This is a genomic window from Kribbella sp. NPDC023972, assembly GCF_040639075.1.
Lineage (GTDB): Bacteria > Actinomycetota > Actinomycetes > Propionibacteriales > Kribbellaceae > Kribbella.
The window spans coordinates 86,791-108,136 of record NZ_JBEZZH010000009.1 but is presented as its reverse complement, the minus strand read 5'-3'; the positions used below and the strand labels follow the sequence as shown (position 1 = coordinate 108,136).

General features: G+C 67.7%; 19 protein-coding genes. 4 read left to right on the top strand and 15 right to left on the bottom strand.

The features are described 5' to 3' along the window. Positions 1-7 precede the first annotated feature (7 nt). On the bottom strand, positions 8-997 hold the full coding sequence (locus AB0F43_RS30035) for an oxidoreductase (protein ID WP_360484221.1): 990 nt from the start codon (positions 995-997) through the stop codon (positions 8-10). A gap of 255 nt (positions 998-1,252) precedes the next feature. Here AB0F43_RS30035 and AB0F43_RS30030 point away from each other — a divergent pair, with 255 nt between their 5' ends. Then, positions 1,253-1,558, top strand: coding sequence for a hypothetical protein (locus tag AB0F43_RS30030; RefSeq protein ID WP_360484218.1), 306 nt, complete (start codon positions 1,253-1,255; stop codon positions 1,556-1,558). A 121-nt stretch (positions 1,559-1,679) separates the two neighbouring features. Here AB0F43_RS30030 and AB0F43_RS30025 read toward each other — a convergent pair whose 3' ends face one another. The 9 genes from AB0F43_RS30025 to AB0F43_RS29985 all read right to left on the bottom strand — a co-directional run bounded on the left by AB0F43_RS30025 (position 1,680) and on the right by AB0F43_RS29985 (position 8,609). Next, complete coding sequence (locus tag AB0F43_RS30025) at positions 1,680-1,844, bottom strand: hypothetical protein (RefSeq protein ID WP_360484215.1); 165 nt, start codon at positions 1,842-1,844, stop codon at positions 1,680-1,682. Further along, positions 1,841-2,062, bottom strand: coding sequence for a hypothetical protein (locus AB0F43_RS30020; protein ID WP_360484213.1), 222 nt, complete (start codon positions 2,060-2,062; stop codon positions 1,841-1,843). The genes AB0F43_RS30025 and AB0F43_RS30020 overlap by 4 nt, the downstream gene beginning before the upstream one ends. A gap of 370 nt (positions 2,063-2,432) precedes the next feature. Then, the gene (locus AB0F43_RS30015) at positions 2,433-2,909 is read right to left on the bottom strand and encodes a hypothetical protein (RefSeq protein WP_360484210.1); all 477 of its coding nucleotides are present in this window, start codon (positions 2,907-2,909) and stop codon (positions 2,433-2,435) included. Further along, entirely contained in the window at positions 2,909-4,174 is a 1,266-nt protein-coding gene (locus tag AB0F43_RS30010) for a hypothetical protein (RefSeq protein ID WP_360484207.1), read from the bottom strand. The genes AB0F43_RS30015 and AB0F43_RS30010 overlap by 1 nt, the downstream gene beginning before the upstream one ends. A 4-nt stretch (positions 4,175-4,178) precedes the next feature. Further along, positions 4,179-4,439, bottom strand: a complete 261-nt coding sequence (locus AB0F43_RS30005) for a hypothetical protein (RefSeq protein ID WP_132209572.1) — start codon at positions 4,437-4,439, stop codon at positions 4,179-4,181. A 14-nt stretch (positions 4,440-4,453) separates the two neighbouring features. Continuing rightward, positions 4,454-5,131: a hypothetical protein gene (locus AB0F43_RS30000; protein ID WP_360484204.1), complete on the bottom strand. Its 678-nt coding sequence runs from the start codon at positions 5,129-5,131 to the stop codon at positions 4,454-4,456. Further along, a complete protein-coding gene (locus tag AB0F43_RS29995; RefSeq protein WP_360484201.1) occupies positions 5,128-7,905 on the bottom strand; it encodes an FtsK/SpoIIIE domain-containing protein in 2,778 nt (925 codons plus the stop codon). The genes AB0F43_RS30000 and AB0F43_RS29995 overlap by 4 nt, the downstream gene beginning before the upstream one ends. A 103-nt stretch (positions 7,906-8,008) precedes the next feature. Then, on the bottom strand, positions 8,009-8,404 hold the full coding sequence (locus AB0F43_RS29990) for a VOC family protein (protein WP_360484198.1): 396 nt from the start codon (positions 8,402-8,404) through the stop codon (positions 8,009-8,011). Between the two features lie 7 nt (positions 8,405-8,411). Beyond that, positions 8,412-8,609: a hypothetical protein gene (locus AB0F43_RS29985; RefSeq protein ID WP_360484195.1), complete on the bottom strand. Its 198-nt coding sequence runs from the start codon at positions 8,607-8,609 to the stop codon at positions 8,412-8,414. A gap of 189 nt (positions 8,610-8,798) precedes the next feature. Between AB0F43_RS29985 and AB0F43_RS29980 the strand changes: the two genes are divergently transcribed. Then, entirely contained in the window at positions 8,799-11,891 is a 3,093-nt protein-coding gene (locus AB0F43_RS29980) for a PD-(D/E)XK nuclease family protein (RefSeq protein ID WP_360484192.1), read from the top strand. Continuing rightward, the gene (locus tag AB0F43_RS29975) at positions 11,884-15,282 is read left to right on the top strand and encodes a UvrD-helicase domain-containing protein (RefSeq protein WP_360484189.1); all 3,399 of its coding nucleotides are present in this window, start codon (positions 11,884-11,886) and stop codon (positions 15,280-15,282) included. The genes AB0F43_RS29980 and AB0F43_RS29975 overlap by 8 nt, the downstream gene beginning before the upstream one ends. Here the strand turns inward: AB0F43_RS29975 and AB0F43_RS29970 are convergent. After that, positions 15,279-15,848, bottom strand: a complete 570-nt coding sequence (locus AB0F43_RS29970) for a LysE family transporter (protein ID WP_360484718.1) — start codon at positions 15,846-15,848, stop codon at positions 15,279-15,281. The genes AB0F43_RS29975 and AB0F43_RS29970 overlap by 4 nt on opposite strands. Before the next feature lie 683 nt (positions 15,849-16,531). Here AB0F43_RS29970 and AB0F43_RS29965 point away from each other — a divergent pair. Next, positions 16,532-16,996, top strand: a complete 465-nt coding sequence (locus tag AB0F43_RS29965) for a nitroreductase family deazaflavin-dependent oxidoreductase (RefSeq protein WP_360484186.1) — start codon at positions 16,532-16,534, stop codon at positions 16,994-16,996. Positions 16,997-17,371: 375 nt separating this feature from the next. On the opposite strand, the gene AB0F43_RS29960 is transcribed toward AB0F43_RS29965, so the two are convergent. The 4 genes from AB0F43_RS29960 to AB0F43_RS29945 all read right to left on the bottom strand — a co-directional run bounded on the left by AB0F43_RS29960 (position 17,372) and on the right by AB0F43_RS29945 (position 21,203). Next, the gene (locus AB0F43_RS29960; RefSeq protein ID WP_360484715.1) at positions 17,372-18,466 is read right to left on the bottom strand and encodes an ABC transporter substrate-binding protein; all 1,095 of its coding nucleotides are present in this window, start codon (positions 18,464-18,466) and stop codon (positions 17,372-17,374) included. 1,279 nt (positions 18,467-19,745) lie between these two features. Further along, positions 19,746-20,120 carry a hypothetical protein gene (locus tag AB0F43_RS29955; RefSeq protein ID WP_360484183.1) on the bottom strand — a complete coding sequence of 125 codons (375 nt, stop codon included), beginning with the start codon at positions 20,118-20,120 and terminating at the stop codon, positions 19,746-19,748. Between the two features lie 184 nt (positions 20,121-20,304). Further along, positions 20,305-20,694: a hypothetical protein gene (locus AB0F43_RS29950; protein WP_360484180.1), complete on the bottom strand. Its 390-nt coding sequence runs from the start codon at positions 20,692-20,694 to the stop codon at positions 20,305-20,307. Further along, a complete protein-coding gene (locus tag AB0F43_RS29945; RefSeq protein ID WP_360484177.1) occupies positions 20,667-21,203 on the bottom strand; it encodes a hypothetical protein in 537 nt (178 codons plus the stop codon). The genes AB0F43_RS29950 and AB0F43_RS29945 overlap by 28 nt, the downstream gene beginning before the upstream one ends. Positions 21,204-21,346 lie beyond the last annotated feature (143 nt).

Below are 21,346 nucleotides of genomic sequence, written 5' to 3'. Positions count from 1 at the left end.
CCACTCTCTACGTCGCCAGTGACTCGATCAACTCCTTCTCCTTCGCGGGGCTCAGACCGGCCTTGCGATCGCGCTCCAGGCCGAGCTCGCGCTCCCACGCCAGTGTGTCCGCCAGGAACTCGCGCCGCGACCGATGCGTCAGCCCAGCCTCCCGAGCCGCCGCGCCGCTGCGACTCGACCAGCCTTCGTACCCCGGCTCGGTCAGCCACATCGCGAGCGAATCCGGCCCCATGTACTGCTCGACCTTCCGCTCCTCCAGCCACTCCCGCGGCGCAAGCACCACTGGCCCGGCGTGACCGCCGACCTCACGCACCAACTCGATCCACTCCCCGAACGGCACCACCGGGCCGCGCGTGTCGAAGATCCCGGTCCGCCCCTCGGTCGCGCAGTCCAGCAACCAGGAAGCCAGATCCCGTACGTCGATGACGGCCGTGGCCAGCTCCGGCGTGTCCGGCACCAGCATCGGCTCCTCCGGCGCCCGGGCCGCCCTGGCCACCCACGCCCCGGCGCGATCGCTCCTGTCCCCCGGCCCGCCGATCAGCCCGGCTCGCGCGATCACCAGCCGATCCCCGACCGCCTCGACCGAGGCCAGCTCGCAGGCCACCTTCGCCTCGCCGTACTGCTCCCGGTCGACGACGTCCAGCTCGGTCGGAGCCCGCAGTACGGCGGACTCGTCAGCACCGGGCGTGTCGTACTTCTCGTACACGTTGACCGAGGACACGTACGTCCAGTGCTTCGCCTTCGTCCCGAATGCCGCCAGCGCCCCACGCACGAGCCCTGGCTGCCACGACACCTCGAACACCGCGTCCCAGTCTTTGTCGGGCACAGCGTCGTACGCGTCCGGTCGACTGCGATCAGCCGCGATCAGCGTGGCGCCGTCGGCCACCTCACCGCTTTCTCCGCGCGCCAGACAGGTGACCGCATGCCCACGCGCCAGCGCCTGGGTCGCGATCTCACGACCCAGCCAGGCGGTCCCGCCGAGTATCAGTATCTCCACACGACCAGCCAATCAGTCCACCCCGGCAAATCCCACCCGCCTCTGCTAAAGGCAGAACCGAACGACAGGAGGTAGTGCTCGGTCAAGCCCTCGTCCGGCCTCAAACCAGGCGGCAAGGTGACCAGCGGCAGCCAACACCTCCTGTCGTTCGGTACCCGAACGCTTCGTGATGCAGTAGCCCTTGCGGTGGCGAGGATCCGGGCGCACTCTCGACAGAGGAGGCGCCGAATTGGGGGCCCTGGGCAAGGGGGACACATGGCTGGTTTCGTTCAGATCATCGAGTACCGGACGTCGAAGCCGGACGAGGTCGCGGCACTCATCGACGAGTTCCGCACGACCCGTGAGGCCTCCGGCGAGGGCGCCGCCCCGATCTCCGCCATGACCTGTGCCGACCGGGACGAACCGGGGCGCTATTTCGCGATCGTCCAGTTCGCGTCGTACGACGAGGCGATGGAGAACTCCAACCGGAGCGATACCAGTGAGTACGCGGCGAAGATGATGGAGCTGTGCGACGGGCCGGCCACCTACTACAACCTCGACGTGACGCAGGCGATGGAGTAGAGCCGCATCGAAGAGCCCTCGGGCCCAGCCGATACCGCGAGTCCGGCTGGGCCCGAGTCACGTCGTACCCGATGCCTTGTGCAATGGGATTCGGGCCTGCCGGTACCGGAAGGGCCCAGGATCAGACCGGGTCGGCGGCGCCGGAACCGGTCCGGCTCATCGGACACCCGGTACGACGACCAGCCGGCCGGCGCGCACCGCCGTACGAACCGCTGTCGCGAGGCCCGGTGCCGCTGACACCGGAGACGTCATGATGGCGGATCAGCCGGAACCGACGGGACGTCATTTCGGGGGTACCTCCCAAAGCCGTTCGCCCGGCAACGCACGGTCCGGGCCCGAGTCGGATTCGGGGATCGGATCATTGGTCACGCGCAAGCCGGCGAACCGCCGCGCCATGGCCACTGCGTAGCGTTCGGCCAGCTCGGCCTCCGCCCGGTAGTCCGCGACGACGTGGTCTCCGAACCACACCCGTACGCGGCAACGTTGAGGAACAGGATCGGACATCTCAATGCACCCGCCTAGCGGGCCGGCGCGTTCCCATCAGCGACATCGAAGAACAACAGTCCACAACAATCACGTCCACTTCCCTGTGGGGAGGGGTTCACAAGAGTGACGCCCCCCACAGAACTTCATGACGCGATTCCACAGAACTTTCCGCACTTCGCACTGGTGTTCGACCGCCACCTAACCGACAACCCACGGCCGCCAGGTGTCGATGTCAGGATCGTCGACGGTGACGTCGGGACCGAAATAGTGCGACCCCGCGGCTGGCAGATAAGCCGCGACCAGCATCGTCACTTGGTGCACCAACACCACTCAGCCACGTGCCCCGGCGACTCGGCGACCGCCACGAATACACAGTCGACAACAGACATCAGCTGACGACCCAGGGGCGCCAGGTGTCGATGTCTGGGGCATCGGGGCTGATCAACTGGTCGAAGGTGTTGGTGCCCACGCCAGGCAGATGGGCTGCTACGAGTGTGTCGAGGTTGTGCACCAGGAGCATGGGTACGTCGGGGCGGGCGGCTACCAGTTCGCCGAAGAGTGCCTTGGTCTCGCGCAGTTGCAGGTCTTCGTCCTTGCGTCCGACGAGACGAATGTCGAGGTCGATCGAATAGCGATCAAGTGCCGAGATCTCCTCCGGTTCGGGGTCGACCTCGACATAGTTGTTCGGGGACACCAGAACGCCGAGGTCGCCCTGAGCAGTTCGGGCGGAGGCCCGGAAGAGGAGTTCGTTGTCCTTCAACTCCGGATCGGCGACCGCCTCCAGGGCGAGCACATCCGCCAGCCACTCGGCAACCCCTTCGACAGGCTCGTCCGTCGCCAGAAACACATCGTCGCTCGTCGACATCACCGCTCCTTCGTGAAGGTGACCAACCGCCCGTCACCGAGAATGACATGAACAATCGCCGATACCGTCTTGCCGGGCTGACCACAGGCCATCCGGAATCCACGCTCGGCCATCGGCTCGGACAGGCCGACCTTCCGGCCGTCGATGAAGATCTCACCGAGCGATCCGACTTGCTCGGTCGCTTTGTGGATGTTGCGTTTCACCGCGGAGAGTGAGGCCCTGTCCAGCGTCTTGAACTCGACGATCAGGCCCTTGTCGGCCCCGTTCCGCCGCAGCGCGGCGTCCGGGTTTTTCTGCCCATGGACGCCGTGGTTCTCTGGACGAGCGTCGACGCGCCAGCCTTCCTCGGCGAGTCTGTCGGCGATGAGTCGTTCCTTCGGTTCGAACTTCACCTGCGGATCGTGGACGCCCGTGCCGAAGTCGGGGCCCAGGGGGCGGAGGCCGAAGGCTGGGTCGAAGTCGAAGGGCTCGGGGTTGGGAAGGTCGGGAAGCTCGATGTCGACGACGATGGGTTGCGGACGCTGGTCTTCGGGGTAGTCGAAGGTGGCTTCCACTCGGTCGGGGGTGATGGTCAGAAGGACGTGGTCCCAGGTTTGTTCCTGGGAGTCGGCCATGGCGGCCAGGAGGTTCTTGACTGGTTCGGTGAGGTCTACGGCGATCTGGAAGTCCTGGAGGAGGTGGTCCTCGCGTTTCTGGTCTTCCTTCTCGTCGCGTTCCTCTATGGTCAACTCCCCGGTTTCGGTGACGGTGATCTCGAGCTCGAGGGGTTCCTCGGGGAGGTCGCGGTCTTCGTCGTCTTTGTCTTGTTGCTTGCGGAACTTTTCGAAGGCTTTGCGGGCGACGGTGATGAGGGGTGGCTCGCTGTCTTCGGGGAGGTCCAGGTCTTCGCAGCTGGCGGTGAGGCGTTTGGTGCGGCCCTTGGAGTCGCGTTCGGCGACGTCGCCGCGTCCACCGGTCGCCTTGTTGCGGTCGGCGGAGTCGGTCGCGGGGCGGTTTGTCGTACGGGTGTCGCCGATCAGGCGTTCGGCCCAGGCGCGGGTCTTCGGAGGTGCCATCGACAGGTAGTGGGCCGCGGCCTCGCAGGCGCGGGCGGCCGCGTCGAGTTGCTGCGCGGCGACCGTGGCGTGGCCGCGGGACGCCATCAGGGCGACCTGGGCGTTCTCGCGGCAGCGGTCGGCGGTGCGCTGCAGGTGCTGGACCACCTGCGGCACCTCGTCGAGGCAGTCGACGAGCCCGCGCGCGACCCGCTGCAGGTCAGACGGCATGACGTCAGATCTGGTCGGCGTAGCTCTTGCATCCGGCCGAGGCGATCTCGAGGGCCTCGGCGGCCTGTTCGACCGCTTTGCCGGCCGCGTCCAGGATCTCCGAGATGTCCCGGTCGACGCCGGTCGCCGTACCGGCGATCAGGCTCTCCACCTGCTGGCTGTGCTGGGTGAAGCGGAGCTTGAACCCGGCCAGGCCGCCCGCTGCCTGCTTGGCCTCCATCGAGACCTGGTGGAGCTGTTCCTTCAGCCGCTGTACGTCGGACACGTTGACCCTCTCCCTCAACCACGCTTCTTCGGCAGCACGATCGCCGTACCGGACACGATCACAGGGACCAGGATCGCCAGCCACCAGGGCAGTCCGGCCGCCATCACCGCGACGACCATGACCGCACCTCCCCAGCCCCACCACCGGGCGCCGGGCAGCCGTGGCAGCCCGAGCACCCGCGACGCCGCCAGCATCGTGACCGCGGCGATGGCGGCGGCCTCGATACCGGCCAGGAACGACCGCGTGACCACCCATACCACCACGAACCCGACCAGCGTCAGGGCGGCGCTGATCGTACGACGCTTGCGCCGCTCCTGCTCGGCCCGGGCCTCGGCACGGACCTCTTCGAGCTGGTCCACGGTCTCGGCCAACTGCTTGGTCAGCCGGGCCGCGACGGCCTCGATGTCGGGCAGTGCGCGGATCTCGGGCAGCGCGATGTTGGCCCGCTTGCCCTCAGCCGGCAGGCCGGCCCGCTGCAGACTGACCGCCGCCTTCTCGGCCAGCGCGTTCAGCCGTACCTCCAGCTGCCGTCCCCGCTCGGCCATCGCATCGGCTTCGGCCATCGCAGTGGCCTCCGCCTTGGACTTGTGCGCCGTCAGCCGGTCCTGCGCCTGCTGCGCGTCCGCTCGGGCTCCCGCAACCTGCCGCAGCGCCCGCGCGTACTCGGCCCACTCCTGCTCTTCCGTCTTCATCGCCGTACCAACTCCACCGCGCGATCGACCTCGTCGGATCGCAGTGCCGCAAAAGGTACGACGACCTGTGCCTCCGGGTGCAGTCCGTCCCACAGCAGCGCGCGGTGTGGTTCGGACGCCCAGCGCACCAGCGGGCCACAGACAGCACGTACCCCGTCCTGCGGGTGCTTGAGGAAGAGGTGGGTCGCCACATTCGCACGCCCGTACCCGAGCTGCTCGGTGCACACATGGAGCCGGTTCCACCAGCCGAACGTGATGAGCCCCTGCGCCGGCCCGTCGCGGACGATGTCCTGCAACGCGTTCGCCGGGCTCTCGAAGAACCCCTCCGCATGCAGCTGCATCTTCGGCACGCCATGGAACCCGTAGCCGAGCAGATAGGTCTCCCCACTGATCTGCCCGTTCCGCACCGCGTCCCGCAGCGAGAACAGCCGCGGTACGACGTCGTCGTGCTTGTCGACCGTCTCGACCTCACACCCCAGCTGCCGCAACGCCTGGATCAACGCATCCTTGCCATCGGCAACAGTCGGCGACGAGTTGGTGCCGTCCATGAACACGAAGCGCGGCGGGTCCACCGCAGCGGCCGCCGCGGACAACGCCAGACCACTCAGTACGCCGAGCGCGTCGGCCGGGCCGTCACCCAGCACGAGTACGCCGGCGCCCGGCTCGGGTCGTACCTCCACCGGCACCGGCGCCTCGGTCACCGCGATCGGCAGCCCGGTCCACGGCCGGCCGAGCTCGGGCTTCACCGCGGCCGCGGTGTCCACCAACCGCGCCGGCTCGGCGAGATGGAACACCCGCGGCGGATGCGTCGTACCCGACTTGACCCACAGCTCGCGACGCAGCTCGTCCAGCACCGGTTTGTCCGCGAAGCTCACCAGCACATGCTGGTTGTCGTCCGGCGAGCCGAAGTTCGCGTTCAGCACCGCCTCACCGCGGAACTGCAGCTCGGCTGCCGCGGTGTTCCCGTTCCGCAGGATCGCCTGCGCGTCGGCGGGCGTCGTCTTCAGCGCGATCCGGTACGGCACCTGTCCGAAGATCGAGTCGCGCCGCGTCGACAACCGCTTGACGCCCTCGATCGTCTGCGTCGCGAGGACGACATGGACGCCGTACGCGCGGCCCAGCCGAACCAGCCGCTCCAGCAGCTTGGCCGCCTCGTCGGCGAGCTCGTCGTCGTCCTCCAGCAGCACCTGGAACTCGTCGAGTACGACGAGAATGCGCGGCGGCCGATCGGGACCGGGAGCCAGCTCGGCGATGTCGGCAACGTTGCCATGTGACTTGAAGATCTCACTGCGCCGCGCCAACTCGTCAGACAGATGACGCAGTACGGCGAGACCGAACGCACGGTCACTGTGGACACCGAGCACGCGCACATGCGGCAACCAGTGCTCGCGCTCCGCCGCCGGACCGAGCGCGGAGAACTCGACACCATGCTTGAAGTCGAGCAGATACATCTCCAGATCGGCCGGGGCGTACCGCGCGGCGAGACCGTGGATCATCACCAGCAACAGGTTCGACTTGCCTTGACCGACCGCACCACCGACGAGGACGTGCGGCAGGGCGGGGTTGCCGCTGCGCAAGCGCACCAGCGCCGGCGTGCGGTCGTCGTACCCGATCACCGTGCTGAGCTCGTCCTTGACCGGTTGCCACCAGGTCGAGCGGTCCGGGAGGGTGGTGTCGAACTCGATCGTCGGCAGTACGGCGATCTCCGCCAGCTCGGCCACGACGTCACAGATGCCGGCGGCAACGTTCGCGTCGAAGGCCGGGTCCAGTTTCGCGGGTACGCCGGGCAGTTGCGGGAGCTCCACCTTTTCGTTGGTGATGGCAACAGGCGTGAGCAGGTCGAGCAGCTGCTTGGTGTCGACGTCGTTCTCGGGCGTCATCGACGGGTCGTGGTGGACCAGGAAGCAGATGCCGCGCTCTCCACCGGTCGCCGCCAGCCGGAGCAGATCGCGCTGGGCGAGGGTGTCGATGCCGGCCGGGTAGTCGAACAGGATGACCAGCCGATAGGGATCGGTGACCCGGCCGGTCTCCCGGATCAGATCCTCGAACCGCTTGTGCCCGAGTTGCGCCTGCCGGCTGGCGCGCAACGACGAGACGTCGACCAGCCCGGACAGCACCGCATGCAGCTGCTCGGCGGTGTGCGTTGCCCTCGGCACCAATTGCGGGTACTTCGTGGTCAAGTGCCCGAGCAGCCCCATCGTCCCGGTCAATCGGGGGTCGAACGCGTCGATCCTGAGCCGGAAGGGTTCCGCGGCCGCGACCAGCCGCAACGCCACACTCTGCAGGAGCCGGCGGGCCGACTCGTTGCGGTCGGCGGTCACCTTCCAGCCGTTGGTGCGCAACAGCGGCGCGGCGACCGGCGTACCTGGGTCGAGCTCACCCACGCGCACGTACGCCGGGATGCCCGCGCCGACCAGTTGGCGGGATCGCCAGCGGGCGTCGTTCGGCGGGATCGACGCGAGACCGGGCGCGAGCCGATCCGCGAGCCGACGCGCCGTCGGCTCGGCGGTGGCCAGGGCCTCGGCGGTTTTGGCGTCAACCAGTGCGCGTGACTCGCGCCGGGCGATCGCTGTCTGCTCCTGTAGCTGACGATGCAGCTGCACGGCCCGCTGATGCTCGCCGTACGTCAGCCGGCGGGCGTTCTCCAGCAACTGCCCGAGCGCGTGTTGGAGACCGCGGATCCGGGCTTCCAGGAGCTCCGGTGCAGATTCTGTCGAACGCGCAGAGCGCGAAGCCGGTCCGGGCGTACTTCCCCCGTCAGGCTTCTCCGTCACGAGCACCGTCCTTCCACTTCTGCCCCGCGACACCACTTGCCTCGTGTAACCATGTCACACCACCAGCCCCTGCCGTCACTCCAGGCATCAGTAGTCTCACGTATCAGTCTGGAGCGACAATCTCGAGTTCGTAGCCGTCCTCGTTGTGCAGGAAGGCGGCGTAATGCTGCGGGCCGCCGGCGTACGGGTGGCGGTCGGCGAACATGAGGGTCCAGCCGTGCATGGCTGCCTCGGCAACGATCGCGTCGACCTCGGCCCGGCCGGCCGCGTTCAGGGCGAGGTGGTTCATGCCGGGCCGGAGCCGGTCGTGTTCCTCGGCCGACATCGCAGGGCTCCGCTCGACGACCAGGTAGGTGCCGTCGGGGGCGGTCCAGGTCATTCCGCCAGGCCAGCCATCACCGTCCTTCCAGCCCAGCCGGTTGAGGATCCAGCCCCAGCTGTTCAGTGCCCGGGACAGCTCCGGGACCCAGAGTTCGATGTGATGCACCGCGGCCGCCATCGGAGCATTATCTGTGCTCGTCGAAATGGTTCGTCACCGCCACCGAGAACAGCCCGGACAGCAGCAGCCAGACCAGCGCCGTGAGCAGCCACGGCCACCACTGCCGGCCCTGCGCGGCCTCGGCCACCGCCTTGCCGAATACACCGCCGGCGGGCGCGAAGACGAGCACGAGCAGAACCCGCGCGAACGACGTCTCCCTGGTCATTCCCCCATTGTCCGAGCCGACCGCCCGGCCCGCAGAAACCTTGGCGTTTCGCGGCTCTTTGTGCATCAGTTGAGTTCTCGGCGCGGCGACGTACTGATTCCGTGCACAAAAGTGCTCCGCCGCGGGTGGGTCGCGGGTTTTGTCCGTGGGAGGGTTTAGCGTCTCCGGTGACAGTTGACGATGGGGGACGTGGTGAGCGAGACCCGGATCGAGACGACGGCCTACGGCGCGGCCGCGCTGGAGCGCCTGCATGCCGTCGTCGCGCGGCTCAAGGCCGACGATCCCATGAAGCCTGTCACCCTCCTCCTGCCCAACAACCTCTCCGGCGTCATCGCCCGCCGCTCCCTGGCGACGGCCCCGGCTGGAATTGCCGGTCTGTACCTGGGCACGCTCGAACGTTTGGCCGAGCAGTTGGCCGCCGGCGCCCTCTCGCCACGCCGGCCCGCGACCCGGCCGATCGTGGCGGCGACCTGGCGTACGGCGCTGTCCAAAGCGCCCGGCAAATTCCAGGAGGTCGCCGAGCACCCGTCCACCATCCAGGCGCTTGCCTCAGCCCACCGCGAGCTTCGCGACCTGACGCACCCCGCGCTCGAGAAGGTCGCCGGTGCCTCCGTTCTCGGCCCCGACCTCGTCCGCCTGCACCGCGACGTCACCTCCAACCTCGCCGGGGAGTGGTACGACGAGACCGACCTGCTCCGGGCCGCGGTGAAGCGGATCGCCTCCGAGCCAGGCATCGTCGCCGAGCTCGGCGCCCTCGTTCTCTACCTTCCGCAGGAGCTCACCCAGACCCAGGCCGCCTTCGTCGAAGCGCTCGGCACCGCCGCGGCCGACCTCACGGTGATCATCGGCCTGACCGACGTACGCCGTGCCGACCGGGCCGTCCGGCGTTCCCTGGAACGGATCGGGATCGACCTGCCGCCGTCGATCTCGAAGAACTACCCGGTCGCGACCGAGGTCCTGAACGCCTCCGACGCCGATGACGAGGTGCGCTGTGTCGTCCGCGATGTCGTCGCGTCCCTCGCCCACACCCCGGCCCATCGCATCGCCATTCTGTACTCGGCCGCGACGCCGTACGCGCGACTTCTGCACGAGCATCTCGCCGCCGCCCGCATCGAGGTCAACGGTCCCGGCACCCGGCCGGTGCACGAGCGCGCGATCGCGCGGACCCTGCTCGAGGTGCTCGCGCTCGTCGACCAGGATCTGCCCCGTGCCGACGTCTTCCGCGCGCTGGCGAACGCGCCGACCCGTGACTTCACCGGCGAGCGGATCCCGGTGCCGCAGTGGGAGCGCATGTCCCGCGTCGCCGGCGTGGTTCGTGGCGACGACTGGGATGCACGGCTCGCGCGCTACGCCGAGTCCGAGCGCCGTACGGCGAATCAGGAGGAGGCGGCCGAGGATCCCCGGCCGGCCGCGATCCGGCGCGCGCAGCACAACGCCGCCAACGCCGAACGCCTGCATGCGTTTGCTTCAGAGCTCCGTCGCCGGCTGAAGGCCATCGCCGTCCTGGAGACCTGGGCTGAGCTGGCCGATAGCGCGCTGCACCTGTTCCACGATCTACTCGGTGACTACTCGTCCCTTCCGATCGAGGAGCAGTACGCCGCTGTCGCGGTCGAGGGCTCGTTGAAGGGTCTGTCGACGCTGGACGAGCTTGGTACGCCGGCCAGCCTCACGGTGCTGCGCGACGTACTGGATCTCGAGCTGCAGCAGTCGCTGCCTCGGGTCGGGACGTTCGGCACCGGGGTACTGGTGGCGCCGTTGTCGGCGAGTATCGGCTTGTCGGTGGACATCGTGTACGTCGTGGGGCTGTCCGAGGACCTGTATCCGGGGCGGGTGCACGAGGACGCACTGCTCCCCCATCGGGTCCGTGAGGCGGCGGCGCCCGAGCTGGCGTCGTTCCGGGACCGGCTGGACGAGAAGCAGCGGCATCTGCTGGTCGCGTTCTCGGCGGGGGCGCGCAAGGTGGTGGCGTCGTTCCCGCGCGGCGACCTGCGGCGGTCGTCACGGCGCCTTCCGACCCGGTGGCTGCTGGGGACCCTGCGCTCCTTGACCGGAGAGCATGCGCTCGCCGCGACCGAGTGGGACCAGGCCGAGTACGGCGATCGTCTGCTGACCTCGGCGTCGTACGCGGGCTCGTTGACGACGGCAACCATGCCGGCGACCGAGCAGGAGTGGCAGGTCCGGGCGATGTCGGCGCGGCTGTGGCTGGACGACGCGGTGGTGGTCCGGGCGCGTGAGCTGCTGCGGGGTCGGGCGAGCAACGCGTTCACCCGCTTCGACGGGGATCTGTCCGGAGTGTCGGGCCTGCCGGAGTTCGCGGTGGAGGACCGGATCGCGTCGCCGACCTCGCTGGAGGCGTATGCGACCTGCCCGCATGCGTACTTCGTCGAACGGTTGCTGCAGGTGGAGCCGCTCGAGTCACCCGAGGATCTGCTCGTCATCTCGCCGATCCAGGTGGGAAACCTGATCCACAACAGCCTGGACGCGTTCGTGTCCCGGTTGGCCGGTTCGCTGCCGGCGTACGGCGAGCCCTGGTCGGCCGAGCAGCGATCGTTGCTGCTGGCAATCGGTGCGGAGCTCGCCGACCGGTTCGAGGCGGAAGGACTGACCGGGCATCCCCGCTTGTGGCAGCGGGAGCGGCTGCGGATCCTCGGCGACCTGATGGTGTTGCTGAACGACGACGATCGCTGGCGCGCCGAGCGGGACGCATCGGTGGTCGCTTCCGAGCTGCGGTTCGGGTTCGACGGTGAGCCGCCGGTGGAGATCCCGGTGCCGTCGGGCCGTGTGCTGCTGCGCGGTAGTGCGGACAAAGTGGACCTCGGACGGGACGGGACAATCTACGTCACCGACGTGAAGACGGGCGGCTTCTCGCGGTACGAGGCGATCGAGTCCGATCCGGTGGCGGGCGGGACGAAGCTGCAACTGCCGGTCTACGCCTACGCCGCCCGCGCCCGGCTGGGTGAACCGTCCACACCGGTCGAGGCGTCGTACTGGTTCGTCCGCAAGGGTGGGAAGCGGATCCCAGTGCCACTGACCCCCGAGGTCGAGGCCCGGTACGTCGAGACGCTCGACGTGATCGTGTCGTCGATCGCGGCCGGGTACTTCCCGCCGAAGGCGCCCGAGGTGCCGGACTTCCTCTGGGTGCAGTGCCACTACTGCAACCCGGACGGGATCGGCCACAGCGAGGTGCGGGCGCGATGGGACCGGAAACGGTACGACCCGACACTGTCCCGTTTGGTCCAGCTGATCGACGCGGCCGCTCTCGAGGAGGCCGGCGATGAGTGAGCAACTGCTGGATGGGGCGGCGCGGGAGCGGATCCAGTCGGACACGTCGGCGACGCTGTTCGTCGAGGCGGGCGCCGGGTCGGGGAAGACGCATGCGCTGGTCGACCGGGTGACCACGTTGGTGCTGCGGGACGGCGTACCGCTGCGGACGATCGCGGCCGTGACGTTCACCGAGAAGGCGGGCGCCGAGCTGCGGGATCGGTTGCGGGTCGAATTCGAGAAGGCACGCAAGGGGCCGGCGCGAAAGCTGGCGGACGAGGCGCTGGACGATCTGGATTCGGCGTCGATCGGGACGCTGCATGCCTTTGCGCAGCAGCTGCTGCTCGCGCATCCGATCGAGGCCGGGTTGCCGCCGCTGATCGACGTACTGGACGAGGTGGGTTCGTCCGTCGCGTTCGAGGAGCGCTGGTCGGAGTTGCAGCAGCAACTGCTGGACGACGACTCGATCGCGGAGCCGTTGCTGCTCGCGATGGCGGTCGGGGTCGAGCTGAAACACCTGCGCTCGCTGGCCCGCTTGTTCGGGAACGACTGGGACCTGATCGCCGAGCGAGTGCTGGTCGATCCACCCGAGCTGGTGTCGATGCCCGATCTGGAGGGACTGGTCGCCGCGGCCGCGCAGATCGGTGCGGTGGCGGAGTCCTGTCTGGAGGCCGAGGATCGACTGCTGCCGAAGGTCCAGCAGATCCGTGAGCTCGGGGCGATGCTGGACGCCGCGACCGACCAGGAGACGCAGCTCGCGATCCTGCAGACGTTGCGCGGGCTGAAGGTCGGCCGGATCGGTCGCAAGGAGAACTGGCCGGACATCAGCAAGGTGCGCGCGGACTGCACCGAGGTGGTCGAAGTCGCCGGATCACTGGTCGACCTGCTCCTTGATGCTTGCCTTCGGCACCTTTCACACTGGATCGCGGAGCGGGTGCTGGAGTCGGCTCGGCTGCGCCGGGAGGAAGGGCGGCTGGAGTTCCACGATCTGCTGGTGCTCGCGCGCGACCTGCTCCGGCGGGAGGCGCCGGTGCGGTCCGCGTTGCAGGAGCGGTTCGAGCGGTTGCTGCTGGACGAGTTCCAGGACACCGACCCGATCCAGATCGAGCTGGCGGTGCGGATCGCCGGTGGCGCCGAGGCGTCCGCCGAGGACTGGCGCGAGGTGGAGGTGCCGGAGGGCCGGCTGTTCGTGGTCGGGGATCCGAAGCAGTCGATCTACCGGTTCCGGCGGGCGAACATCGCGACGTACCTGACGGCCCAGGACCTGCTCGGCGAGACGGTTGCCCTGACCACCAATTTCCGTACGGTGTCGCCGATCCTGGACTGGATCAACACGGTGTTCGGGTCGTTGATCCAACCGCAGGAAGGGGCTCAGCCGTCGTACCAGGCGCTCTCACCCCACCGCGCCGGGCCGTCCCCGGACGCGCCTCGCTCGTCCGGGCCTCCCCCGCCGCAACCGGCCGACGTCAGCGGCGACCAACTCTCCCTACTCGGCGACCTCGAGGAAGAACCCCTCGCGACCGTGCTCCCGTTCCGGCGCACCTCCGACGAGACGCCCAGCGCCGACTCTCCGGACCTCGGCGACTACGACGAGGCCGCGTCCGGTCCGGCGGTCACCATCCTCGGGGCCGAGCCGCACAACGACCTTCCCCGCGCCCAGGCCTCCGTCCTCCGCGAACGCGAAGCCGCTGACGTCGCCGCGGTCATCGAGCAGGCTTTGAGTGACGGCTGGCTGGTGTACGACGACCGCACGCGTGGCTGGCGTCCAGCGGAAGCCGGCGACATCGCCGTACTGGTTCCGGCTCGTACGTCGCTGCCGTTCCTCGAAGATGCGCTTGATCGCGCGGACATCCCGTACCGCGCCGAGGCGAGCTCTCTCGTCTACCAGACCGCGGAAGTCCGGGACCTCCTCGCCTGCGCCCGCGCGCTCGGCGACCCGAGCGACCAGCTCGCTCTGGTCACGACCCTGCGTTCGCCGCTGTTCGGCTGCGGTGACGACGACCTCTATGTCTGGAAGCGATCCGGCGGCTCGTTCAACCTGACGGCGCCGGTCCCTGACAGCCTGTTGACTCATCCGGTCGGCGCGGCGATGGAGTGGCTCCGCCGTACCCACTACGCCGCGCGGTGGATGACGCCGAGCGAAGTACTGGCGAAGATCGTCGCCGACCGCCGGATGCTCGAGGTCGCCGCGATCGGGCCGCGGGCGCGGGATGCCTGGCGCCGGGTCCGGTTCGTCGTCGATCAGGCGCGGGCCTGGTCCGAGGTGGAGCACGGCGGCCTGCGTTCGTACCTGGCCTGGGCCGCGCATCAAGGCGAAGAGGCGTCCCGGGTCGCCGAGGCAGTGCTGCCCGAGACCGACGCGGACGCCGTACGCGTGATGACGATCCATGCCGCGAAGGGCCTGGAGTTCCCGATCGTGATCCTGTCCGGCATGACCGCGGCGCCGAACCGCCAGCGCGGCGTCCAGGTGCTCTGGCCACCGGACGGCGGCTACGCGGTGAAGCTCAAGTCGTCCGTGCAGACCGAGGACTTCGATCTCGTCCAGCCGGTCGACGAGCAGATGGACGACTACGAACGCCGCCGCCTCCTGTACGTCGCCGCCACTCGAGCGCGCGACCACCTGGTGGTGTCACTGCACCGGTCCGGCAACCGCCGCCAGTCCAGCAACGCCGAGCTCCTCGCGTCCGCCGGTGGTGTCGAGGCACCGCACGTCACGCTCTTCACCAGTCCAGCGCCGGTCGAGCGCGAGCCGCGGTCGTCAGCCGACGTCACGCCGCCGATCGCCCGTACCGATTGGGAGACCCGCGTCGCGGCCGCACGGTCGGCGAGTCGCCTGCGCTCCGCGCAGAGCGCGTCCGGCCTGGAAGGCACCGGCCCGGACGTCGCCTTGGCCGACGTGGATCCCGGCACGGCCAAGGCGGCTCGTGACCTCGAGCTGCCGCCGTGGTCCAAGGGCCGCTACGGCACCGCCATCGGCCGCGCGGTCCACGGCGTACTGCAGGTTGTCGACCTTGGCACAGGCGCCGGCCTCGACGCCGCTGTCTCGGCGCAGTGCGTCGCCGAAGGCGTCCTCGAGTACGCCGATGTCGTCGCGGCCCTGGCTCGGTCCGCGCTGGCTTCTTCAGTGGTGCAACGGGCGGCCGTGCGTGAGCATTGGCGTGAGTCGTACGTCGGCACCGCGCAGCCGGACGGCACGATCCTCGAAGGATTCGTCGACCTCATCTACCGCGAGGACGACGGCCGCCTCGTCATCGTCGACTACAAGACGGACGCCGTACCCGCGGCCGCGCTGGACAGCCGGGTCACGTACTACGCACCCCAGCTCCAGGCCTACGCGACCACCATCCCGAACGCCGGGACACCGGTCCTCCTCTTCCTGCACCCGGCAGGCGCGGTGGAACGTCCGCTCTAGGCAACCAACCGCACCGCCAGGACGGCGATCACCACACTCGAGCCGAGCGCGGTCAGCAACCGGCCGAGCTGCCCGGTCAGCGCACGCCCGAGCAACGCACCACCTCCGGCGAGCAACAGTTGCCAACTGGCCGACGCCACGAACGCGGCGATCACGAACACCGCGCGCTCTGTCGCTGCCATCGAGTCCGGACCGCCCAGCACCAGCGCCGCGAAGTAGATCACCGTCATCGGACTCAACAGCGTCATCCCGAGCATGCCGACGTACGCCTTGGCCGCGCTTGGTGGCAGCTCTTGGTCGATGGTGGTCAGTCGCTGCGCGCGATACCGCCGTACTGCGGTGATGGTGCCGCGCACCGCAAGCGTGAGCAACACCGCAACCGAAACCCATCGCAGCGGTACGACGATCGGCTCGAGCACCGGCGCCAACGCCGACCCGGCAACCGCCGCCACCAATGCATAGATCCCGTCCGCGGACGCGATCCCCAATGCCGCACAAGCCCCGACCCGCCACGAACTCCTGGCAGTCAACGCCACCAAGTAGGTCCCCACGGGGCCGACCGGCATGGCAATCCCATACCCGGCCAGCAACCCGGCGACTAGCGCCCCCGTCACGACTGAACGGGGATCGACCTCCACCCACGACCACCCTGCTGCTGACCCCGCGCCGGCCCATCGGCGGGAACGATCAACAGCAACACTCCAACGGTCGTCTCCATACCCCGCATGATCAGCGCCCACCCCACCGCTCGCAACCCATTTAGACCGTTGCCTACTACAACTATTCAACTAGCGACCACGGCCGCGACCAGCTACCTCGGCGGGCGCCGCTGGGAGAAGCTGCTCAGCCGACGCACGGCCCGGATCGTCATGACGATGGCCCCCGCGATCTGTCGTGCCGCAACGCCAGCGAGATCTCGATCAAGAACGCGAATGGGACCCAGAGCAGACCATTACGTCCACGACTGGATCACCACCATCGAAGACGTCACCCCCGCCATGCACCACATCCACGGCCTGTCCCGGACCAACGCAACGGAAGCCCAGACCGCCCTCCCCACAGAACGTCCTTACCCGTTGACCGCCGCCCTGGCCGCCACATCGGCGCCACCCCGACCGACTAGCGAGCCGGCCCCCCACTGCCAACTGGGTCCCCTCGACCGATCGATCAGGAATCGAGAAGCAGCCAAGGGTGACCGGCTCATAGCGTTACCGCCAGAGACACCAAGTCGAATCAACTGGAGGTAGCCATGACTCAGAACCAGCAGACAATCAAGCGCAAGCCCGGTACCCCCGGCGCGTTCTCCCGCTGGATCCAGCGGACCATGAACGCCCGTACCAGCCGCAAGATCCATGCCGGCCGAGACAAGTTCATGGGCATGGACGTACTGGTTCTGCAGACCCTCGGTCGCCGCAGCGGCGAGCCGCGCGAAACCCCGCTGGCCTGGTTCCCCGACGGCGACAACGCCTGGCTCGTCGTCGCCTCCGGCGGCGGCAGCCAGCACCCGGACTGGCACGCCAACCTCATGGCCCACCCCACCAACGCCTCCATCGCCCTCCCCGGCCGCGGACCCCTCCCAGTCACCCCTCACACCCTTGAAGGCCCCACCCGCGACGAGGCCTGGCACCGCATCACCACCGCCCAACCCCGCCTAGCCAAGTACCAGTCCAAGTCCACCCGCCAATACCCCGTAATCCGCCTAACCCCCCGCTGACCCAAAGCCAACCACCGCCACACACCGCCGCAAAGATCGGAAACGACCTGCCATGTGTAGACCGGGCCACGCAGGCCCTCCCCAGGCCAGCAACCCCCAGCACGCCAGCCAATCCCCGCCCCTCGCCGACGAACTACCTCAGGTCGGTCCGGCCAGCACCCGATCAACCACCGCATCCCAGGATCTCCCGGCCCCACCAACCCAAAGCCCCAACCCGCTTGCCGCCAGCCCCGCCACCCACCACTGACCATCTGGCTCAGACACAGCTGGCCGTTGACGTTCCTCTCCTTGCGACGAGCCTCGAACGCCACCGGCGAGACCCCTCAACAAGAGTTCAAGCCACACTGATCTGGGCATGCGGTCCGCCGTGCTCTGTCAGCTGGCGTGGATGATCCGGAAACGTTGGGGATCCGCCGGATCTCGATCGACGACTTGGATTGGCGGCGAAGCCCATTGCCAAACGCTGATGCCTGGCGTGCGGGAGAACTGGATCTGGCCGCGGGTGCCTTTGACTGCAACCTGCGGCCAGGATTCGGCAATGCGTGCCCGGTCCGCGCCGTGAGAACGCAGTACGTCGGCGAGGACGGCGACAGTGTCGTAGCCCTCGAAGGCGACGAAGGATGGCGCTTCGGCCAGCCGCTCACGGAGGGCCGTTTCGACCCGTGCACCGAGTGGGGTGAGGCGCTCGGGCAGGTAGCGCAAGAACGGGATCGCGGCGCTGTCGTCGCCCAGCAACGTCGCCCATTCGGCGAACTCCGGTTGCCCGGCCGGAGCACCGATCATGATCTCGGCGAGGCGCTCATCGTGACGGACGGACTTGACGATCGACACTGCCGGCTCCGGGTAGCCAACCAGAAGAAGGAGGGCTGTCGCGCGATTGTCGACGAGTTCGTCGCACACCGCCGTGGGGGCGAGCGCGTGCAGGTCGAGTTCGATGACGGTGCCGCCGCGTGGAGCGAGATAGTCCCGCAGAATGCGGACCCCAGCTGCCCAGTAGACGCTCGACACGGCTGCTACGGCGATTCGACTGTGACCCGCGCTGAGGAGGAAGTCTGCGTAGATCTGCCAGCCGTGGGACTGCGGCGGGGAGAGGCGCGCGACCCATTCCGTCGGCTGTTCGGTGAGCGCGTCGAGAACCGCTGACGAGCAGAGGAAGGGCAAGCCGAGGGCGTCGGCCCGGGCGGAAGCGGCGCGAGCGACGACGCTGTGGTACTCCCCCGCCAAGGCAGCCACGCCCAGACGAGCCAACTCATCCACGGCGGCCGCCGCCCTCTGTGGATCAGCCGCGGTGTCTCGAACCACCAGCTCGAGCGGTCGTCCGACGATCCCGCCGGCCTCATTGACATCTCGAACGGCCAACTCGAGTCCAGCGAGCAAGTGTCGCCCGGCCTCAACCCAGCCAGGCCGAGTCAACGGAACAAGAGCCCCAATCTGGACCGCTGATTCCTCAGCCCGCTCCGATGGTGGCATATCCATGCGTGGCGTCTCCCGAGTGACGATTCGGTCGCCGCTTGCCCGGATCGCAGGGTGGTTGCAGTATGCCCAGACTGCACGGTGACCGTCAGTGGCGCCGAGAGTAGCCGAGCCGAGAATAGCCAGCCCCGGCGCCCCGTCCCGTGGCCCGTCAGCCAACCCTCGCGCTTCAGACCTCTTCGATGTCGGAGGCACCGGCGGCCTTCAGTAGCCAACGCAGGGCGCCAATGGGCGCCGGCGATCCATCCGTTTGCAAGAAGATCCGGAGGTCGTGTGTGTCGATCACGTTCGCACCGAGCCAGTACCAGGTGCGCTGGCCAGGTTCGAGCCACCACAGCCAGTCCGAGAGTGCCCACCGTTTTGCCTCGGTAGCAGCTGCCTGCTCATCTGGTGGCAGTGTCCTCCACCAACTCAACCACTGCCGAGCCTCCTCCGCAGTTCTCTCCGGGCAACAAGCGTCCACAAACCACCTGGGCAATTCACTCCGCCACGTGTTCAGCGACGGCCAGTCCTCCTCGTCATGCTGCAGAACCGCGAGTAGAACCGCCCGACACCGAGCGAGCAACAAGTCGCTGTCCGAAGAGCTGACAGAGAGCTCGACACCAGCTGTCACCGATGCCGACGGATGAACTGACTCGGTGAGGTGGCGCCGTTCTACATCCGGGTTCAACAGGTGATCCTTCCGCTTCCAGGTTGTATTTGTCGGACAAGCTCCGGGAAGTGGCAGCTCCTCAAGTCGACGCGCACTCGATCTCATATGACGAGATGCCAGCCAGGCAGCAGGTCATGCACAGCGACACGCGCATATCACCCGACCACGCCGCTCAAGGACGCTCACCTTCCTCCGAGCGGACAGCCAAGTCGTCGAGATCAGGCGGCATGAACTCGTCAGGCACGTACTCAGCGCCTTACCAGGCAATGGCCCGCACTTGGCCTAGCCATTCCTCCATGGTCAGTATGGGTTCCTCGCAGTGTTGGTCGGGTAGCCGATCCAAATCTGATTGTTCCGGATGAGCACCTCGATATCGATGCCGTCTCTGGTGCCGCTAACGAAGAAGTCACCCCTGCGGTTCCCCGGCCGCCGCGTCAGCGACGGATCAGTCGCGATGTCGGAAATCTCGTGACTGATTTTGCCGTCGGAACAACCGCAGGAACTCAGACTCGTTCGGTGGAGGTGGCTCCGGCGCCATTAGTAGCCAACACAGAGCAGCCTCGAGGCGCCAGCGATCCATTCATCTGCAAGGAGGTTTGGAGCTCGTAGAGCCGCATCGAAGCATCAGCCGAGTCGACCCGAATCATCACGGATGACTGCCATCTCCGCTTTGAATGCTTCGACGGCGGTCGGCTCATCGTCAAAGTAACGCTCCCAGAAGCCGCGGTCGAGCCATCGCGGTGGACCGATGTGCAGTCGGCCGCCTTCAGAGACTCGTGCCACCCAATTCGAGGGAACGGTTGGATCAGTGTCCACGAACATCTCCGAATCCCAGATGCCCGTGGAGTTGTCATCGTGAAGGATCCGGAGTGAGAGCCTCCCGTTGGGACTGCCCATCAATTCGAGAACCAGGTACTCCTCTCCCATCCGCACCCAGGTGCTGGAAGATTCCACTTCCAGAGTGGCAGGGTTGATGATCTTGACGCAGCGAACCTTCATACTCACCGATCCTCAAAGGACACAACAACCGATTCGCTGACGGCTTTGACGAGAGCTCGAGGTCATCGCTCAACAGCCGTTTTCCATCCGGCAGCGCTGGCAGGCTCCGGATGGCCCGAGGCCATCCTCACGTCGACACAGAAGCGCACAAGCGCGCACTCGTGGGACTACTTGGCTACCGCGCTCACTTGCCTGCCCGCGGGATCTGGGAGCGCCACCACTCAATGTCACGTTCGGAATCGCCCAACCGGTCCAGATACCCAAGAGCATGCTCGACAAACTCTGCTGGCAGTCGAACCTCATGATCCGCGACGTAGTGCACCAGACCATCGGGCCAATACCACGCACCGTCACTCAATTCGAGCGCGCCGTTCTGACGATCACAGAACCGGCAGGTAGATACTCCTCCGAACGCTCGGACCACAAAACCGCAGCGGAGGTAGTCGGCGATCGTGTCGCGCTCATGCCGATCCCAGGTTGGATCGACAAAGTCCCTCGGATCCGGCCAGTCTGGCGCAGTCGGACCGGCCCAATAGCCGATCAGCCTCAGCGGCGACCGACCGGTTCGAACCATCGCCACACACCTCCGTCGTAGATCTCCAGGGTCTTACCCGATCCAGATGCACCGATCTCGGTGGTTGGAGCCAATACGGTCACGCCTAGCTCATTCGCCAGGTCCTGCGCAAAGCTGCCATTGGAACAACCCGTCCAGCACGACAGCAACCTGACGTTCTGTCCGCCAATACTCGGCGCGATCTTACGCGCTATCTCGCTGGCGGACTGCCCTGCGATGTCGTTTGGTCCGCCGTGTCCGATGACGTCGTAGAAGCCTTCCATCGGGTTCCTCTCCGAATACCTCAACATGTTCTTGACGGCTGTGTCCCGCCCACCGAACATGGCGCGGCCCGACATGGTCGGCAGTCGGCGGCCGGTGCTCCCAAGCGCTGGAAAGCGGCTGGCCACGGCGCCGACGGCTATGTCGGCTGCCAGAGCTGAGCAGTTGCCCTTCACGACGCAGGCTTGGGTGTCCAGGACTCCGGCGGTGCCGGCGGAGACCATTCCGGTGGCGGCGGAGACTTGCATGAAGATGGGGATGGCGGGGGCTCAGGCTCGGACGAGGGTGCAGGTTACGGCTCCGGCCAGGGCTGCGGTGGAGGCGTAACCGGAGATGTGGGAGACGTCGGTGAGGGTGCCGTCGATGTCGGACAGGCCCTGAAGGTCGGTGC

Excerpts from the sequence above, each read along its gene's own strand:
- AB0F43_RS29970 (WP_360484718.1), bottom strand. The coding sequence starts at position 15,848 with ATGCCGGTCGGCCCCGTGGGGACCTACTTGGTGGCGTTGACTGCCAGG.
- AB0F43_RS30000 (WP_360484204.1), bottom strand. The coding sequence starts at position 5,131 with ATGAAGACGGAAGAGCAGGAGTGGGCCGAGTACGCGCGGGCGCTGCGG.
- AB0F43_RS29990 (WP_360484198.1), bottom strand. The coding sequence starts at position 8,404 with ATGGCGGCCGCGGTGCATCACATCGAACTCTGGGTCCCGGAGCTGTCC.
- AB0F43_RS29960 (WP_360484715.1), bottom strand. The coding sequence starts at position 18,466 with ATGCCACCATCGGAGCGGGCTGAGGAATCAGCGGTCCAGATTGGGGCT.
- AB0F43_RS30020 (WP_360484213.1), bottom strand. The coding sequence starts at position 2,062 with ATGTCCGATCCTGTTCCTCAACGTTGCCGCGTACGGGTGTGGTTCGGA.
- AB0F43_RS30030 (WP_360484218.1), top strand. The coding sequence starts at position 1,253 with ATGGCTGGTTTCGTTCAGATCATCGAGTACCGGACGTCGAAGCCGGAC.
- AB0F43_RS29985 (WP_360484195.1), bottom strand. The coding sequence starts at position 8,609 with ATGACCAGGGAGACGTCGTTCGCGCGGGTTCTGCTCGTGCTCGTCTTC.
- AB0F43_RS29955 (WP_360484183.1), bottom strand. The coding sequence starts at position 20,120 with ATGAAGGTTCGCTGCGTCAAGATCATCAACCCTGCCACTCTGGAAGTG.
- AB0F43_RS29965 (WP_360484186.1), top strand. The coding sequence starts at position 16,532 with ATGACTCAGAACCAGCAGACAATCAAGCGCAAGCCCGGTACCCCCGGC.
- AB0F43_RS29950 (WP_360484180.1), bottom strand. The coding sequence starts at position 20,694 with ATGGTTCGAACCGGTCGGTCGCCGCTGAGGCTGATCGGCTATTGGGCC.
- AB0F43_RS30015 (WP_360484210.1), bottom strand. The coding sequence starts at position 2,909 with ATGTCGACGAGCGACGATGTGTTTCTGGCGACGGACGAGCCTGTCGAA.
- AB0F43_RS29945 (WP_360484177.1), bottom strand. The coding sequence starts at position 21,203 with ATGCAAGTCTCCGCCGCCACCGGAATGGTCTCCGCCGGCACCGCCGGA.
- AB0F43_RS29975 (WP_360484189.1), top strand. The coding sequence starts at position 11,884 with ATGAGTGAGCAACTGCTGGATGGGGCGGCGCGGGAGCGGATCCAGTCG.
- AB0F43_RS30010 (WP_360484207.1), bottom strand. The coding sequence starts at position 4,174 with ATGCCGTCTGACCTGCAGCGGGTCGCGCGCGGGCTCGTCGACTGCCTC.
- AB0F43_RS30025 (WP_360484215.1), bottom strand. The coding sequence starts at position 1,844 with ATGACGTCCCGTCGGTTCCGGCTGATCCGCCATCATGACGTCTCCGGT.